4 protein-coding genes are annotated in these 16312 nt (G+C 62.5%); all 4 read left to right on the top strand.

Annotation, left to right across the window (positions count from 1 at the left end):
• Positions 1 to 106 precede the first annotated feature (106 nt).
• From FY034_RS10280 to FY034_RS10295, 4 genes are read left to right on the top strand one after another with little or no spacing between them, the layout of a single operon-like run.
• Complete coding sequence (locus FY034_RS10280; protein WP_265550202.1) at positions 107 to 1540, top strand: PfaD family polyunsaturated fatty acid/polyketide biosynthesis protein; 1434 nt, start codon at positions 107 to 109, stop codon at positions 1538 to 1540.
• Positions 1537 to 8280 (top strand): type I polyketide synthase, encoded by a 6744-nt coding sequence (locus FY034_RS10285; RefSeq protein ID WP_265550204.1) that lies wholly within the window; start codon positions 1537 to 1539, stop codon positions 8278 to 8280. Before FY034_RS10280 ends, FY034_RS10285 begins: the two co-directional genes overlap by 4 nt.
• Positions 8280 to 15185 (top strand): beta-ketoacyl synthase N-terminal-like domain-containing protein, encoded by a 6906-nt coding sequence (locus FY034_RS10290; RefSeq protein ID WP_265550206.1) that lies wholly within the window; start codon positions 8280 to 8282, stop codon positions 15183 to 15185. The genes FY034_RS10285 and FY034_RS10290 overlap by 1 nt, the downstream gene beginning before the upstream one ends.
• A complete protein-coding gene (locus tag FY034_RS10295; RefSeq protein ID WP_265550207.1) occupies positions 15182 to 16225 on the top strand; it encodes a 3-oxoacyl-ACP synthase III in 1044 nt (347 codons plus the stop codon). The genes FY034_RS10290 and FY034_RS10295 overlap by 4 nt, the downstream gene beginning before the upstream one ends.
• Positions 16226 to 16312: the final 87 nt, after the last annotated feature.

Here is a 16312-nt window from a genome sequence, read left to right on the forward strand (position 1 = left end):
GTTATTCTATTGACTGAAAAAACGGCGAGATATGAACCGTCCGGGCAAATTTGCAGCAGATTTACCCTAAGTCCGACAGGCTTCTGATAAAGGCAGGAAACAGCCCTTGAACCCATTCATCGCACCGCTTGAGGAACAGCTCGACCGGATTGTACCGGAGCAGCTGGGAGACACCGGCTTCTGTCAGGAGCTCGGCATCCGCTACCCGTACCTGGGTGGCTCCATGGCCAAGGGGATCAGTTCGGTACCCCTGGCAATTGCACTTGGCAAGGCAGGCATGCTGGGCTTCTTTGGCGCTGCCGGACTGCCGCTGGCAGCGGTTGAGGCGGCTGTTGACCAGCTGCTGGCCAGCAACGTCCCGTTCGGCTGTAACCTGATCCATTCCCCCCAGGAGCCTGATCTTGAGGCAGCCCTGGCAGAGCTGTACATCCGCAAAGGGGTGCAGCTGGTGGAGGCCTCGGCCTTCCTGGCCCTGACCCTGCCGCTGGTACGCTACCGCCTGCATGGCATCCATCGTGGTGCCGATGGCAGCATCGTCACCCCCAACCGGATCATCGCCAAGGTCTCCCGCGAGGAACTGGCTGAAAAATTCTTCTCCCCTGCCCCGGAAAAACTGATCAACAGCCTGCTGCAACAGGGACTGCTCACTGCTGAACAGGCGGAACTGGCCCGTAAAATCCCGATGGCGCAGGATATTACGGCCGAGGCCGATTCCGGCGGTCATACCGATAACCGGCCGGCCCTGACCCTGCTGCCCACCATCCAGTCGGTGGCCCAGCGGATGCAACAGCTGCACAACTACCCGCTGGCACTGCGGGTCGGCCTGGGTGGCGGCATCGGCACCCCCCAGTCGGCAGCAGCAGCCTTCAGCATGGGTGCCGCCTGGATCATGGTCGGCTCGGTGCATCAAGCCTGCGTTGAATCCGGCACCTCCGATGCCGTTCGCAGCATGCTGGCAGAGACCCGTCAGGCTGATGTAACCATGGCACCGGCAGCCGACATGTTCGAGATGGGGGTCACGGTGCAGGTGTTAAAGCGCGGCACCATGTTTGCCATGCGGGCAGCCAAGCTGTTTGAGCTGTACCGCGGCCATGCCAGCCTTGAGGCGATCCCGGCACCAGAACGGGAAAAACTGGAAAAGACCGTCTTTCTGACACCGCTGGAGCAGATCTGGCAACAGACCCGCAGCTTCTTTCTGCAGCGGGACCCGCGTCAGGTGGAGCGGGCCGAGCGTGATCCCAAACATCGCATGGCACTGGTGTTCCGCTGGTACCTGGGGCAGGCCGCCCACTGGGCCAAGGATGGCGACCCCAAACGGACCATTGATTATCAGGTCTGGTGCGGTCCCGCCATGGGGGCCTTTAACGAATGGGTCAAGGGCAGCCCGCTGGAGGTGCCTGCCAACCGCCGTGCAGCCTGTGTGGCCCGTAACATTCTGGAGGGTGCGGCAGCCATCAGCCGTGCCAACCTGCAACGCTTTACCGGGGGCAGCAACAGCTCCCCAATGACGAAACCGGAGATCAAGGAGTTTCTCGCGTGAAACAATCAGAACAGGATCGCACCCTTACCACTGCCGGAGCACCACTGGCCATTATCGGCATCGGCTGCCTCTTTCCCAAATCAGAGGACAAGGCCGCCTACTGGGCCACCATCCGCGAAGGCGTGGATGCCATCACCGAGATTCCTGCATCCCACTGGCGCGTGGATGACCTCTACGATCCCAATCCCAAGACCCCGGACAAGACCTATGGCAAGCGCGGAGGTTTCCTGTCTGAAGTGCCGTTCAACCCGATGGAATACAACATCCCCCCCAACTCGCTGGAGGCGATTGACACCTCGCAACTGCTTGGTCTGGTGGCTGCCGGTCAGGCGTTGCAGGATGCAGGCTACGGATCAGACAAGCAGTTTGACCGCAGCAAGGTCAGCGTGATTCTGGGGGTTACCGGTGCGCTGGAGATGGTGATTCCGCTGGGTGCCCGCCTGGGCCACCCCCGCTGGCGCGAGGCCTTGAAGGATGCCGGTGTGGCGCCGGATGTGGCCGAGGATGTGGTACAGCGGATTGCCGACTCCTATGTGGGCTGGCAGGAAAACTCCTTTCCCGGACTGCTGGGCAACGTGGTGGCAGGGCGGATCAGCAAACAGTACGACCTGGGCGGCACCAACTGCGTGGTGGATGCTGCCTGCGCCAGTTCCTTCAGTGCCCTGCATCTGGCCGGGATGGAGCTGACCACCGGTGCTGCTGATATGGTGGTGACCGGCGGGGTGGATACCTTTAACGACATCTTCATGTATACCTGCTTCAGCAAGACCCCGGCTCTTTCAGCCACCGGCAATGCCAAGCCGTTTGATGTTTCTGCCGACGGCACCATCCTGGGCGAAGGCCTGGGGTTGGTGGTCTTGAAGCGTCTGGCGGATGCAGAACGGGATGGCGACAAAATCTACGCAGTTGTCCGCGGCATCGGCTCCTCCAGCGACGGCAAGGGTGAGGCGATCTACACCCCAAGTGCCCAGGGACAGCAAAAGGCTATCCTGAACGCCTGCGCCAATGCCGGGGTCAGCCTGGACAGCATCGGCCTGCTGGAGGCCCACGGCACCGGCACCAAGGTGGGCGATGCGGTTGAGGTCGCGGCAGCACGGGAGATCTTTGGTGAGGCGGACCAGCCCTGGTGCGCCATCAGCTCGGTCAAGTCCCAGATCGGCCATGCCAAGGCTGCTGCCGGGTCTGCAGGCCTGATCAAGGCTGCCCTGGCCCTGCATCACCGGGTCATACCCCCCACCATCAAGGTCACCAAACCACAGGATGAGGTCACCGCTGGCCGCACCCCCTTCTATATCACCACCCGCAAACGGCCCTGGATTACCCGTAACAACAGCCCCCGCCGTGCCGGTGTCAGCGCCTTCGGGTTTGGCGGTTCCAACTTCCACACCATTCTGGAAGAGTACCGCCCCCTGCAGGAGGCTGCAGAATGGGATGGTTCGGTACAGGTGCTGACCTTCAGCGGCGCTGATGCAGCCGGTCTGACCGCACAACTTACCAGTCTTTCTGCTGATATGGCCTGGAATGACCTGCGTGCCAAGGCAGCCGGCCTGCGGGCCGCTTTTGATCCAAAGGCAGCCTGCCGTCTGGCCCTGACCGTTGAACGCAGTTCCAATCTGGGCAGCCTGCTGCAGACTGCTCAAACCATGCTGGCCAAGCAACCTGACGCCAACTGGACCACTCCGGATGGCATCTGTTATGCCACCGGTGCTGCTGTTGCCCAACCCGGCCTGTTGTTCCCCGGCCAGGGAGCCCAGTATGTGGGTATGCTGCGGGATCTGGCCTGCGCCTTCCCCCAACTGCTGGACAGCCTTGAACAGGCTGAAACCACAACACCCGGCCTGACCGACCTGATCTACCCTGCTGATCGCTTTGAGCAGGGGGCAGCTGAGCAGCAGGAGGCTGAACTGCGTGCTACCCAGATCGCCCAGCCAGCCATTGGTGCGGTCAGCCTGGGTGCCCTGCGCCTGCTGGAGACGTTCGGCCTGAAGGCTGCCGCTGCGGCTGGCCACAGCTATGGTGAACTGACCGCCTTGTGTGCTGCAGGCCTGCTGGATGAGAGTTCCTTCCACAGCCTGTCCCGTTTGCGCGGCTCCCTGATGGCCGAGGGTTCCGGCGACAAGGGCGGAATGCTGGCAGTTTCAGCCCCCCTGGCCGCGGTTGAGCAGATGCTGGCTGAGGAAAAGATCACCCTGGTGATTGCCAACCGCAACGCCCCGACCCAGGCGGTCCTGTCCGGCGCAACCGACCAGATCAAGCTGGCCGAAGCTGCCTGCAAGAGCCGCACACTGACCTGTAAACAGTTGCCGGTTGCTGCTGCCTTCCACAGCCCGCTGGTGGCTGATGCTGCAGCACCGTTTCTGGCCGGCCTGGCAGATATCCGGTGGGGCAGCGGCAGCATGCCGGTCTATGCCAACAGCAGTGCCGCCCCCTACCCGGCTGACATGGTTGCTGCCAAGGAACTGCTGGCTGGCCAGCTGGCCCGCCCGGTTGAGTTTGTGGGCCAGATTGAGGCGATGTACGCTGCCGGCATCCGTTGTTTTGTCGAGGTCGGCCCCGGTGCCCGCCTGTCCGGTCTGGTCAAGGCGATCCTCGGGGACAGGGAACATAGCTGCGTGGCCCTGGACAGCTCCAACGGCAAGCGTAACGGTCTGGTTGACCTGGGACGCTGCCTTGCGCAGCTGAGTGTGCTTGGCCTTGAGATCAATCTCCAGCTCTGGGATCAGGGCTACCACGCCCCTGCAGCGCCTGCCAAAAAGCCGCTACTGGTGGTTCCGCTCTGCGGCGCCAACTATGTCAAGCCCAAGCCCAAGCGGCCTGCAGTGCCCCCCAAGCCGGTCAGCGCTGCACAGCCGGCCAGTAGCATACCGGTTGCCCCGGCACCGCAGACTGTTCAGGCAGCTCCACCGGCTGCCTCCCGCGATGCCCTGGCAGAATCGTTGCGGGTGACCCGTGAAGGGATGGCAGTGCTGCAACGGATGCAGGAAGAGACCGCCCAACTGCACCGCCGTTTTCTGGAAGGACAGGAGACCGCCTCCCGCACCATCCAGACCCTGCTTTCCCAGCAGCAACAGGTTCTGCAGGGTGGTATGGCGATCATGCCGGCCATGCCGCTTGCATCTGTCAGCACGGCTGCACCGGTCATGCCTGCACCAGTTGTACAGCCCCAGCCGGTTCAGGCTCAGGTTATTGCTCAACCAGCCCCTGTTGCTGCACAGCCGGTCTCCACTGCCGTCAGCGAGACCCTGCTGGCAGTGGTCAGCGAAAAGACCGGCTACCCAATGGAGATGCTGGAACTGTCCATGAGCATGGATGCTGATCTGGGGATCGACTCCATCAAGCGGGTCGAGATCCTCTCCGCTCTGCAGGAGCGACTGCCCTCTTCACCGGTAATCGGCCCTGATCAGTTGGGCGTGCTGAACACCCTGGGACAGATTGCCGACTATCTGGGGGCCGGAGCTGCTGATGCAGCACCTGCTTCAACGCCTGTGCCGCAGGTATCCAGCGCCATCACCGAAACCATGCTGGCTGTGGTCAGTGAAAAGACCGGTTATCCGGTTGAGATGTTGGAACTGACCATGAGTATGGATGCTGACCTGGGGATCGACTCCATCAAGCGGGTCGAGATCCTCTCCGCCTTGCAGGAACGGCTACCCGCAGCGCCGGTGATCGGTCCTGACCAGCTGGGTGTACTGAACACCCTGGGGCAGATCGCCGACTATCTCGGGGCAGGAGCAGCCCCCACAGCTGCGGTTGCTACTACTGTCAACACAGCTCAGCCGGCAGCATCAAACATCAGCGAGACCATGCTGGCAGTGGTCAGCGAGAAGACCGGCTACCCGGTTGAGATGCTGGAGCTGTCCATGAGCATGGATGCCGACCTGGGGATCGACTCCATCAAGCGGGTCGAGATCCTCTCAGCCCTGCAGGAACGGCTGCCCGCAGCGCCGGTGATCGGCCCTGACCAGTTGGGTGTGCTGAACACCCTGGGACAGATCGCCGACTATCTCGGAGCAGGAGCAGCCCCCACAGCTGCGCTTGCTCCAGCTGTCAGCACAGCTCAGCCAGCAGCGTCAAACATCAGTGAGACCATGCTGGCAGTGGTCAGCGAAAAGACCGGCTATCCGGTTGAGATGCTGGAACTGACCATGAGCATGGATGCCGACCTGGGAATCGACTCCATCAAGCGGGTCGAGATCCTCTCCGCCCTGCAGGAACGGCTGCCCACAGCGCCGGTGATCGGCCCTGACCAGTTGGGTGTGCTGAACACCCTGGGACAGATCGCCGACTACCTGAGTGCCGGTACTGCAGCGGTTGCACCGCTTCAGGCAGCAGCGCCTGTTCAGACCGCCCCGTCAGCGGCCCAGGCTGTGCTGAACCGCAGCCAGATTATGGCAACGCCCGTTACAGCCCTGTCTGAGCCCATCAGCCTGGCGCAAAACGGGGTGATCGTAGTGACCGATGATGGCTCCGGCTTCTCTGCCGAGCTGTGCAGTTGCCTGACCAGTCAGGGGCACGGCGTGATCCTGACCAAGGTCCTGGATATCCTGGAACTGCTGCCCATGGATCAGGTGGCTGGCCTGGTGCTGGTCGCGCCGGCTGACGGCACTGATGATGCCTTTCTGAAAAACGGGTTCCAACTGTTGAAGCAGATGGCCCCCGGCCTGAAACGGGCCAGCCGCGAAGGTGGCGCCCTGTTTGCTACTATTTCACGCCTGGATGGTGCCTTTGGCTGCACTGAAGCCCCATTGATTGATCCGCTCTCAGGCGGCCTGGCAGGTATGAGCAAGACCGCCCGCCACGAATGGCCGGAAGTGGCCTGCAAGGCGATTGATCTGGGGCTCTTCCCTGACCGGTCTGCTGCGGTACAGGCAGTTGCCGCAGAGCTGTTCCTGAACGGACCGATTGAGGTGGGGCTGTCAGCAGGGCAGCGGATCAGCCTGACCCTGCAGGACCTGCCTGAACTGGCTGCAACCGCAGCGGCACCGGTCCGGCCGGGTGAACCGGTGGTCATCACCGGTGGCGGACGGGGTGTGACTGCCGCTGCTGCGGTGGCCATGGCAAAGGCCTGGCAACCGCTGCTGGTGCTGCTGGGACGCAGTCCCCTGCCGGAGCAGGAACCGGACTGGCTGCAGGGCATAACCGATGAGGCCGGCATCAAGCGGGCAATCCTGACCCATGCCACAGAAAAACTGCATCCCCGGGAGATAGAGGAACGTTATCAGGCCACAATTGCCGGTCGAGAGCTGCGGGAAACCATGGCACAGATCCAGGCGGTGGGTGGCAGATCGCTCTACTGCTCAGTGGATATCCGCGACCATCAGGCCGTGGCTGACCTGCTGGCCGACCTGCGGAAGGAGCATGGCCAGATCCGCGGTCTGGTGCATGGTGCCGGTGTGCTGGCTGACCGCCTGATCGTTGACAAGACCAGGGAGCAGTTTAACCAGGTCTACAGCACCAAGGTGGTTGGCCTGCGTTCGCTGCTGGATGCCACCCGCACCGATGAGCTGCGCTTCATCGCCCTGTTCGGCTCCACCACCGGCCGCCTGGGACGTTCCGGCCAGGTGGATTATGCTGTGGCCAACGAGGTACTGAACAAACTGGCTCAAGGAGAGGCACGCCGTCGAGTGAACTGCCGTTCCCTCTGCCTCAACTGGGGCCCCTGGGATGGCGGCATGGTCACCCCGGCCCTGAAAAAGGTCTTTGCCGCCGAAGGGATCGGCCTGATCCCGCTGCAGGCCGGTGCAGACCTGCTGGTGCAGGAGATCGCCGCGCCAGCCGGCCCGGTTGAAGTCACGGTGCTGGCCGGTGTCAAAGGGGCCGCTCTGTCCATTGATGCCCCGAAACCTGCTGCACCGCTCAAAAAGGCGCTGCGGCTGACCCTGAACGTGGATGATTTCCCGTTCATCAGCTCCCATGTCATTGACAACAAGGCGGTGCTGCCGATGGCCATGATTGTGGAATGGCTGGCCCACGCTGCCCTGCATGGCAATCCCGGTTTCCGCTTCCACGGTTTCAATGATCTGCGGATCTGCAAAGGGGTGATCATTGACCGTTCCACCCCCTGCAGCCTGCAGTTGATGGCAGGCAAGGCCAAGCGTCAGGACGCCTTTTACACCGTGCCGGTGGAACTGGTCAGCAGTCTGGGAGAAGGACGCAGCCAACTGCATGCCCGGGCAGAGATCGTTCTGGCAAACAAGCTGCCGGAAGGAATCCGCATCATCAAGGAACTGCCAAGCAGTCCCTACAACCAGAGCAGTGCGGTCTATGACCAGCCCTACCTGTTCCACGGTCCTGACCTGCACGGTATTGAGCAGGTGATCGGCTGTTCCGACAAAGGGATAGCCGCATTGGTCAAGGCGGCTCCCCTGCCTGGTAACTGGATCAAGCAACCGCTGCGCAGCAACTGGCTGACTGACCCGCTGGTGGTTGACAGCGCCTTCCAGATGATGATCCTCTGGAGCTTTGAGCGGTTCGGTGCCGGCTCACTGCCCTCCTTTGCCGGCCGCTACCGCCAGTTCCATGAGTCCTTCCCCAAGGATGGCGCTCAGGTGGTGATCAGGGTCACCTCGCAGCAGAGCCACAGCGCTGTTGCCGACGTTGAATTCCTTGAGCGGGCAAACGGCAAGCTGATTGCCCGCCTGGAAGGATACGAATGCGTCATTGACGCCTCGCTGCAGCAGGCCTTCCAGCGTAATCAGTTGCCGCAGGCCGGACAGGCGGCTGCCCTGGTAGCGGCCTGATGCAGGATTACAGCAGCACGGTTGCCATAGTCGGAATCGGCGCACTCTTTCCTGACGCACCGGATCTGATCCGCTACTGGGAGCTGATCCGTAGCGGGAACAGCGCTGTCCGCGAGGTGCCGCCAGGACGCTGGCAGGTGGCCCCGGAAGAGCTCTTTGACCCGGAGGTGGGCAAGCAGGATCACCTCTACACCACCCGTGGCTGTTTTCTGGACCAGACCCCGCAGCTGCCCGAGCTGGATGGCCTCGATCCGCTGTTTCATGTCCTGGTCAGCGCAGGCAGAAAGGCCTTCAGCGACAGCCGGACCGCAGACCTTGACCTTTCCCGGGTCGGGGTGATCATCGGCAATCTGGCCCTGCCGTCCGAGACCTCCTCACTGCTGGCCCGCAACTGGCTTGGCCGCAGCTTTGAAGAGCAGGTTGTCGGACAGGCTTCCGATCCAATTCCCACCTCTCCGCTTAACCGCTATCTGGCCGGTCTTCCGGCCGGCGTACTTGCTCAACAACTCGGGCTGGGCGGGGTCACCAACACCCTTGATGCCGCCTGCGCCTCATCACTGTATGCCATCAAGCTGGCCATGGATGAGCTGCTCTCCGGCCGCGCCGATGCCATGCTGACCGGCGGGCTTTCCCGGCCTGATCCGCTCTACACCCAGATGGGCTTCAGCCAGCTGCGCGCCCTGTCAAAGCGCGGGATCTGCTCGCCCTTTGATGCGGCCGGCGACGGCCTCTTAACCGGCGAAGGGGCCGGTATCTTCCTGCTGAAGCGCACCAGCGATGCCGTGGCCAGTGGCGACCGGATCTACGGCGTCATCCGGGCAGTGGGTCTTTCCAATGACGTGGGCGGCAGCCTGCTGGCACCGATGTCAGAGGGTCAGTTGCGCGCCATGCGGGCAGCCTACCAACGGGCCGGCTGGCAACCGCAGGATGTTGACCTGATTGAATGCCATGCCACCGGCACCCCGGTTGGCGACGCAGTGGAGGTGGCCAGCCTGAAGGAACTCTGGCAGGGTAGCGACTCCCGCCAAAACTGCGTGATCGGTTCGGTCAAGTCCAACATCGGCCATTTGCTGACCGCTGCCGGGGCAGCAGCCCTGACCAAGGTGCTGCTGGCCATGCAGCATGCAACCCTGCCACCTACTGCAAACTTCTCTGTCCCCCAGCCCGGCATGCAACTGGAACAAAGCCCGTTCAAGGTGTTGACCCGTGCAGAGCCGTGGCAACGCCGTGGCGAAACCATCCCCCGCCGTGCTGCAGTCAGCGCCTTTGGCTTTGGCGGCATCAATGCCCACCTGCTGGTGGAAGAGTGGCTCCCCCGGACAGAGCAGCCCACAAGCAGTGCAATCAACCTCCCCCCCTCAGAGCCGATTGCCATTGTTGGCCTGGACGCCTCCTTTGGTCCCTGGCAGGGTCTGCAGGCAGTGCAGCAGCGGGTGCTGGGAGGCAGCAGCAACGCCGTGGCCCCAACCACTCCCGACAAGCGCTGGTGGGGTGTTGAACAGCGAGCCTGGTTCAAACAGCAGGGGCTTGACCGGACACCGTTCACCGGCTGGTTCATGGATCAGGTCAGGGTCGGCAACAACCGTTTCCGCATCCCTCCCAAGGAGATGGAAGAGATGCAGCCCCAGCAGTTGCTGATGCTGCAGACCGCTGCCAATGCCCTGCAGGATGCCGGTCTGGACAAACAGGACAACCCCGCTACCGGGGTGATGATCGGGATCGCCTTTGACCTGAACAGCACCGGGTTTTCCCTGCGCTGGCCCATGCAGCAGCAGGCCAGAATCTGGGCAGACCGGCTGGGACGGCAGCTGACTGAAAACGAGCTGGCAGACTGGACCGCCAGGCTGCGGGACAGCATCAGCCCTGCCCTGAACGCCAACCGGACCATGGGCAGCCTGGGCAACATTGTGGCCAGCAGGATTGCACGTGAGTTCAAGATCGGCGGCCCCAGCTTTACCCTTTCCAGTGAAGAGAGCTCCGGTATCCGAGCCCTTGAAACCGCTGTCAGGATGCTGCAGCAACGAGAACTGGATCAGGCCGTGGTCGGTGCGGTTGATCTGGCCGGTGATCTGCGGGCAGTGCTGGGCCAGCATGCGGTACGCCCTTTTTCTGCCAGCGGTCAGTGCCGCCCCTTTGACAGCCAGGCTGATGGCACGGTCATTGGCGAAGGTGCCTGCGCCTTTGTGCTGAAACGGCTGTCCGATGCAGAGGCCGCCGGCAACCGGATCTATGCCGTGATCCGCGGCATCGGTTCCAGTAACGGTACCCCCCCCTCGCCCCCCCCTAATGTAGGGGGGGGATGGGGGGGGTACAACCATGCCCTGCAGCGTGCCTATCAGGATAGCGGCGTTGCCCCGGCCAGCATTGACCTGCTTGAGGCCACGGCTGATGCCAATCCCGAACAGGACCGGCTTGAGGCAGAGGAGCTGACCCGTTTCTTTGCCGACGCTGCTGATGCAACAGTGCTGGGCAGCGTCAAGGGGGCCATCGGCCATACCGGTGCCGTATCCGGCCTGGCATCACTGCTGCGGGGCTGCCTTGCCCTGTATCAGGAGATCATCCCGGCTGCCGGCGGCACTGAGACGGCCTGCCCGGAACTGGCCAACGGACCGCTGCAGCTGGCAACCACCCCCCGCTACTGGCTGCGTAACCGGGAAGCCGGTCCGCGCCGGGCCGGTGTATCGGTCTGCGGCGTTGACGGTTCCTGCAGCCACGTGGTGCTGGAAGGGTGGGATCAGCAGCCCGCTGCAGATGCTGCCAGACGGCATGCGCCGTTGGGACCGTGTCAGGAGCTGCTCTTTCCGCTGGTTGCCAACAGCAGTGCCGAGCTGTCAGCAGAGCTGGATCTGCTGCAGCAGCGTTGCCGCGCCACTGCCGGTAGCAGGCTGGAGCTGGCAGGGCTGGCATCTGAATACTGCAGCAGGATCACCCTGCAGTCGGTACAACCGCAAGGGATGGCACTGGTGGCGGCCGATGCAGACCAGCTTGAGCAACTGATTGAGCAGGGCCGGCAGACCCTGCGGCAGGCTGCCGACTCTGTCGAGATCCAGCCCGGCCTGCGGGACCGGCTGTTCTACAGCAGGGAACCGTTGGTCAGCCAGGGACGGATCGCCTTTGTGTTCCCCGGCTCCGGCAATCATTACCCTGCCATGGCCAGGGATCTGTTTTGCTGCTGGCCCGAGGTTCTGCGGCAGCAGGACACAGAAAACCGCTGGTTGAAAAATCAGTTCCAGCCGGATCTATTCTGGTCCGGCAACGAGAGTGCCCTGATCAATGACAACCACCGGGCCGTGATCTTTGGCCAGGTGGCCACCGGCTGCGGTGTCAGTGACCTGGTGCGCAGCTTCGGCATCAGCCCCGGCAGTGTGATCGGCTACAGCCTGGGTGAGTCAGCCGCCCTGTTCTCCACCCGCACCTGGGTGGATCGCGACCTGATGTACAGCCGGATGCAGCAATCAACCCTGTTTACCCATGACCTGGCCGGTGAGTGCCGGGCAGCCCGGACCGCCTGGGGGCTGCCGGATGACCAGCAGGTCAACTGGAGCCTGGGGGTCGTGATGGCCCCGGCTGATCAGGTACGGGCACAGCTCAGCGCATTGTCGCAGGTCTATCTGCTGATCATCAATACCCCTGATGAATGCGTGGTGGGTGGTGACAGCGCTGCAGTTGCCGAGCTGGTCAGCCGTCTGGGCTGCCACTTCTTCCCGCTCTACGGTGTGACCACCGTGCATTGCGAAGTGGCCCGACCGGTGGCAACCCCGTACCATGACCTGCACCTGTTTACGACCAGCCCGCCCCCGGGGGTGACCTTCTACAGTGGCGCCAAGGGGGATCGTTTTGAACCGACCCGCGAGAACTGCGCCGCAGCGATCCTGGATCAGGCACTGCACGGGATTGATTATCCGGCCACCATTGAGGCTGCCTACCGTGATGGCGTGCGACTGTTTCTGGAAATGGGGCCCGGCAACTCCTGCAGCAGGATGATCAGCCGGATCCTGGATGGACGCCCGCACCTGGCCCGTTCCGCCTGTTTCAACGGCCAGGATCAGGTACTGACCCTGCTGCGGCTGCTGGCCAGCCTGATTGCCGAGCGGGTGCCGCTGGACCTGTCACCACTCTGCATGGCTGAGCCGCTTGCAACCCAGGTCACAAGCAACAGCCCACAGGTCCGGCTGGCTGTCGGTGGTAAACCGTTTCATCCGCCGCAACCGCCGGTGACAATCCATGCAGAATCAGTCCCCTCTAACCCTCCCCGACCCTCCCTTGTCAGGGAGGGAGCACAACCTGTTTCTAGCCCCCCTGACAAGGGGGGATGGGGGGTTACTTCTTCTAACTATGCTACCCTGTTGCAGGAGTTCAGTCAGGCCCAGGCTGCCCAGATTGCAGCCCACGAGGCGTTCTTGAACCTCAGCAACAGCCTGACCCAATCCATGGCACAGGCCCTGGTGCTCCAGGCCGGCCTGCAACAGGCCCTGGGTGATGATGCAGAGACAAACCCACTCCAGCCCGCAAACCCCTCCCGTCCTCCCCTTGTCAGGGGAGGAGAAAAGCCTTTAAGCGCTCCTGACAAGGGGGGTTGGGGGGTTGCCTTTAACCGTGAGATGTGCCTGGAGTTCGCCATCGGGAAGGTCAGCACGATGCTGGGGCCGCAGTTTGCCGAGGTGGATAGTTTCCCTACCCGGGTACGCCTGCCGGATGAGCCGCTGATGCTGGTGGACCGGATTATCCGGGTCGAGGGTGAGCCACGCTCCATGACCAATGGCCGGGTGATCACCGAGCATGACATCTTTCCCCATGCCTGGTACCTGGATGGTGGCCGGATACCGACCTGTATCGCGGTTGAGGCGGGTCAGGCCGACCTGTTCCTGTCCGGGTATCTGGGGATCGACTTCATCACCAGAGGACTGGCGGTTTACCGTCTGCTGGATGCGGTGGTGACCTTCCACCGTGGTCTGCCCGGCCCTGGTGAGACCATCAACTATGATATCCGGATTGAGCGTTTTTTCCGCCAGGGCGACACCTGGCTGTTCCGCTTCTTCTTTGAGGCAACCGTGGCTGGTGAGCCGCTGCTCTCCATGCGGGACGGCTGCGCCGGGTTCTTCTCATCCGCCGCCCTTGAGGCCGGTAAAGGGATTGTCAGACCACTGGTTGACCCGCGTCCAACAACAGGGATCAGACCGGCTGACTGGCAGGATCTGGTACCCCTGAAGCGGGAAGGGTTCACGGCTGAGCAGCTTGACAAACTGCGCCAGGGTGATCTGGCCGGCTGCTTTGGTCCTTTGTTCAGCGGCCTGGCTATCAAGCAGCCCCTGACCATTCCGGGCAACAGGATGCGTCTGGTACACCGGGTCAATGAGATCATCCCCCATGGTGGACGCTACGGCCAGGGAATGATCCGGGCTGAGGCGGATATTCACCCGGATGACTGGTTCATCACCTGCCACTTTGTGGATGACCGGGTCATGCCCGGCACCCTGATGTACGAGTGCTGCATGCATACCCTGCGGATTCTGCTGCTGCGGATCGGCTGGGTGGCTGAAGCGAGCCATGCGGTCTGGGAGCCGGTGCCCGGGGTGGCCAGCAAGCTCTGCTGCCGTGGTCAGGTACTGGAGACCACCAAAGTGGTCACCTATGAGGTCACCATCCGCGAGATCGGCTATCGCCCGGAACCGTATGTGATTGTGGATGCCCTGATGTATGCCGATGGCAAGCCGATTGTGGAGATCACCAGCATGTCGGCCCGCCTGACCGGCACCACCAGGCAGCAACTTGAACAGCTCTGGCAGGGACGTAACAGCAGTCCGGCCAGCTATATCAAGCCAGCCATCTACACAAAAGAGCAAATTCTTGCATATAGCAACGGCAACCCCTCGGAAGGCTTTGGCGACCGCTACCTGGTCTTTGACCAGCAGCGCAAGATCGCCCGTCTGCCCGGCCCGCCGTTCCAGTTCATGGACCGGGTCACCGCAGTCACCGGTGAGCCGTGGCAGATGAAGGCCGGAGCCGCAGCCGAGGCCCAGTACGACCTGCCGTCTGACGCCTGGTTCTTTGGGGTGGAACGTCAGCCCCGTATGCCGTTCTGTGTGCTTCTGGAGGCAGCCCTGCAGCCCTGCGGCTGGCTGGCAGCCTATGTGGGCTCAGCCCTGACTACCCCCAACGACATCTCGTTCCGCAACCTGGGCGGCAGTGCCATCCAGCACCGCCCCGTGACCCCGGATAGCGGCACCCTGACCTGCAGTGCCACCATGACCAAGGTGGCCACCAGCGGCGGCATGATCATCCAGGAGTTTGACTTTAGCGTGGCTGACAGCCAGGGGCTGATCTACGAAGGCCAGACCATGTTCGGGTTCTTCTCAAAGGAGGCGTTGGCCAACCAGGTCGGTATCCGCGATGCCCAGCCCTACCAGCCGTCAGAGGCGGAAATTGACCGGGGCCGCAGCCTTGACTATCCAACCAACGCCCCGTTCCCAGACCGGCAGCTGCGGATGATCGACAGGATCGAGCTGTACGTGGCCGATGGCGGCCCGGCTGGGCTGGGCTACCTGCAGGGGATTAAACAGGTTGATCCTGAGGAATGGTTCTTTAAGGCACACTTCTTTGAGGACCCGGTTACCCCCGGTTCTCTGGGGCTGGAGTCATTCCAGCAGTTGTTGAAGTTTGCGGCTGTTGAACGCTGGGGCTGGCAGGAAGGCACTATCATCTCCAGCGTGGCCCTGCAGCAGAAGCACCGCTGGCTCTACCGCGGCCAGGTGGTGCCTTCAAACAAGCAGGTCCGGGTCACCGCCTGGATCACTGCAGTGGATGATCAGCAGCAGCTGATGACTGCCAGCGGTTTCCTGGCCGTGGATGACAAGCTGATCTATCAGATGATTGATTTTACCGTGAGAATGGAATCCCTGACATGAAGTATCAGAAGGTAGTAATTGAGGCGTTGGAATACGAACTGGCGCCGGTGGTGGTTTCCAGCAGTGATCTTGAGGCACGGCTGGAGCCGCTCTACCGCGAACTGCGGATTGCACCGGGCCAGTTGCAGGCCTTGACCGGTATCCGTGAGCGGCGCTGGTGGGAGCCGGGCTACCCGCTTTCCCATGGCGCCATCATGGCAGCCCGCAAGGCGCTGCTCAGCGCCGGTATTGCCGCCAGCGAGATCGGCGCCCTGGTCTACACCGGCGTCTGCCGTGAGCAGTTTGAACCGGCCACCGCCTGCCGGGTGGCAGACGGCCTGGGGATCAGCGGTGATGTGGCGATCTTTGACCTTTCCAACGCCTGCCTGGGGGTGTTAAACGGCATCCTGGACATGGCCAACCGGATCGAGCTGGGCCAGATCAAGGCCGGTCTGGTGGTTTCCTGCGAATCAGCACGCGAGATCAATGAGGTCATGATTGCCAAGATGCTGGAAGAACGCAACATGCAGCATTTTGCCCATTCCCTTGCCACCCTGACCGGTGGTTCCGGTGCCGTGGCAGTGCTGTTGACCGATGGTTCATTCGGCAGCAGTGCCCCCCATCGGCTACTGGGCGGCATCACCAAGGCAGCTCCGCAGCACCACAACCTCTGCCTGTGGGGAGTGGGGCCGGACGGTAAGGGCGGTTACCAGCAGTCCATGGCCACTGACGGGGTCAATGTCATGAACCATGGCGTGGAGCTGGGGCGCCGCACCTGGGAGGCGTTTCTGCCCCATGTGGGCTGGAAGGCGGAACAGGTTGACCGGGTGATCTGCCACCAGGTCGGCTCAGCCCACCAGAGCATGATCCTGAAGACCCTGGGGGTGCCTGCCGACAAGGACTTCACCACCTATGAATTCCTGGGCAACATGGGTACTGTCTCCCTGCCGCTGACCGCAGCGTTGGCGGTGGAGCGGGATATCCTGCTGCCTGGCGACCGGGTGGCATTCCTGGGGATAGGCAGCGGTCTGAACTGTATGATGCTGGGGATAGAATGGTGACCAGCGCCCTCTTCAAGCGCTAACGGCGTTGGCTCGTCTGCGGCTCCCTCAACGTACAGCTTGGTACGCCTCAGTCACCGCCTCCTC

This window comes from Trichlorobacter lovleyi, assembly GCF_015239775.1.
Lineage (GTDB): Bacteria > Desulfobacterota > Desulfuromonadia > Geobacterales > Pseudopelobacteraceae > Trichlorobacter > Trichlorobacter lovleyi_B.

What these genes read in the sequence shown, in the direction of transcription:
- FY034_RS10290 (WP_265550206.1), top strand. Translation starts at nt 8,280, where the DNA reads ATGCAGGATTACAGCAGCACGGTTGCCATAGTCGGAATCGGCGCACTC.
- FY034_RS10295 (WP_265550207.1), top strand. Translation starts at nt 15,182, where the DNA reads ATGAAGTATCAGAAGGTAGTAATTGAGGCGTTGGAATACGAACTGGCG.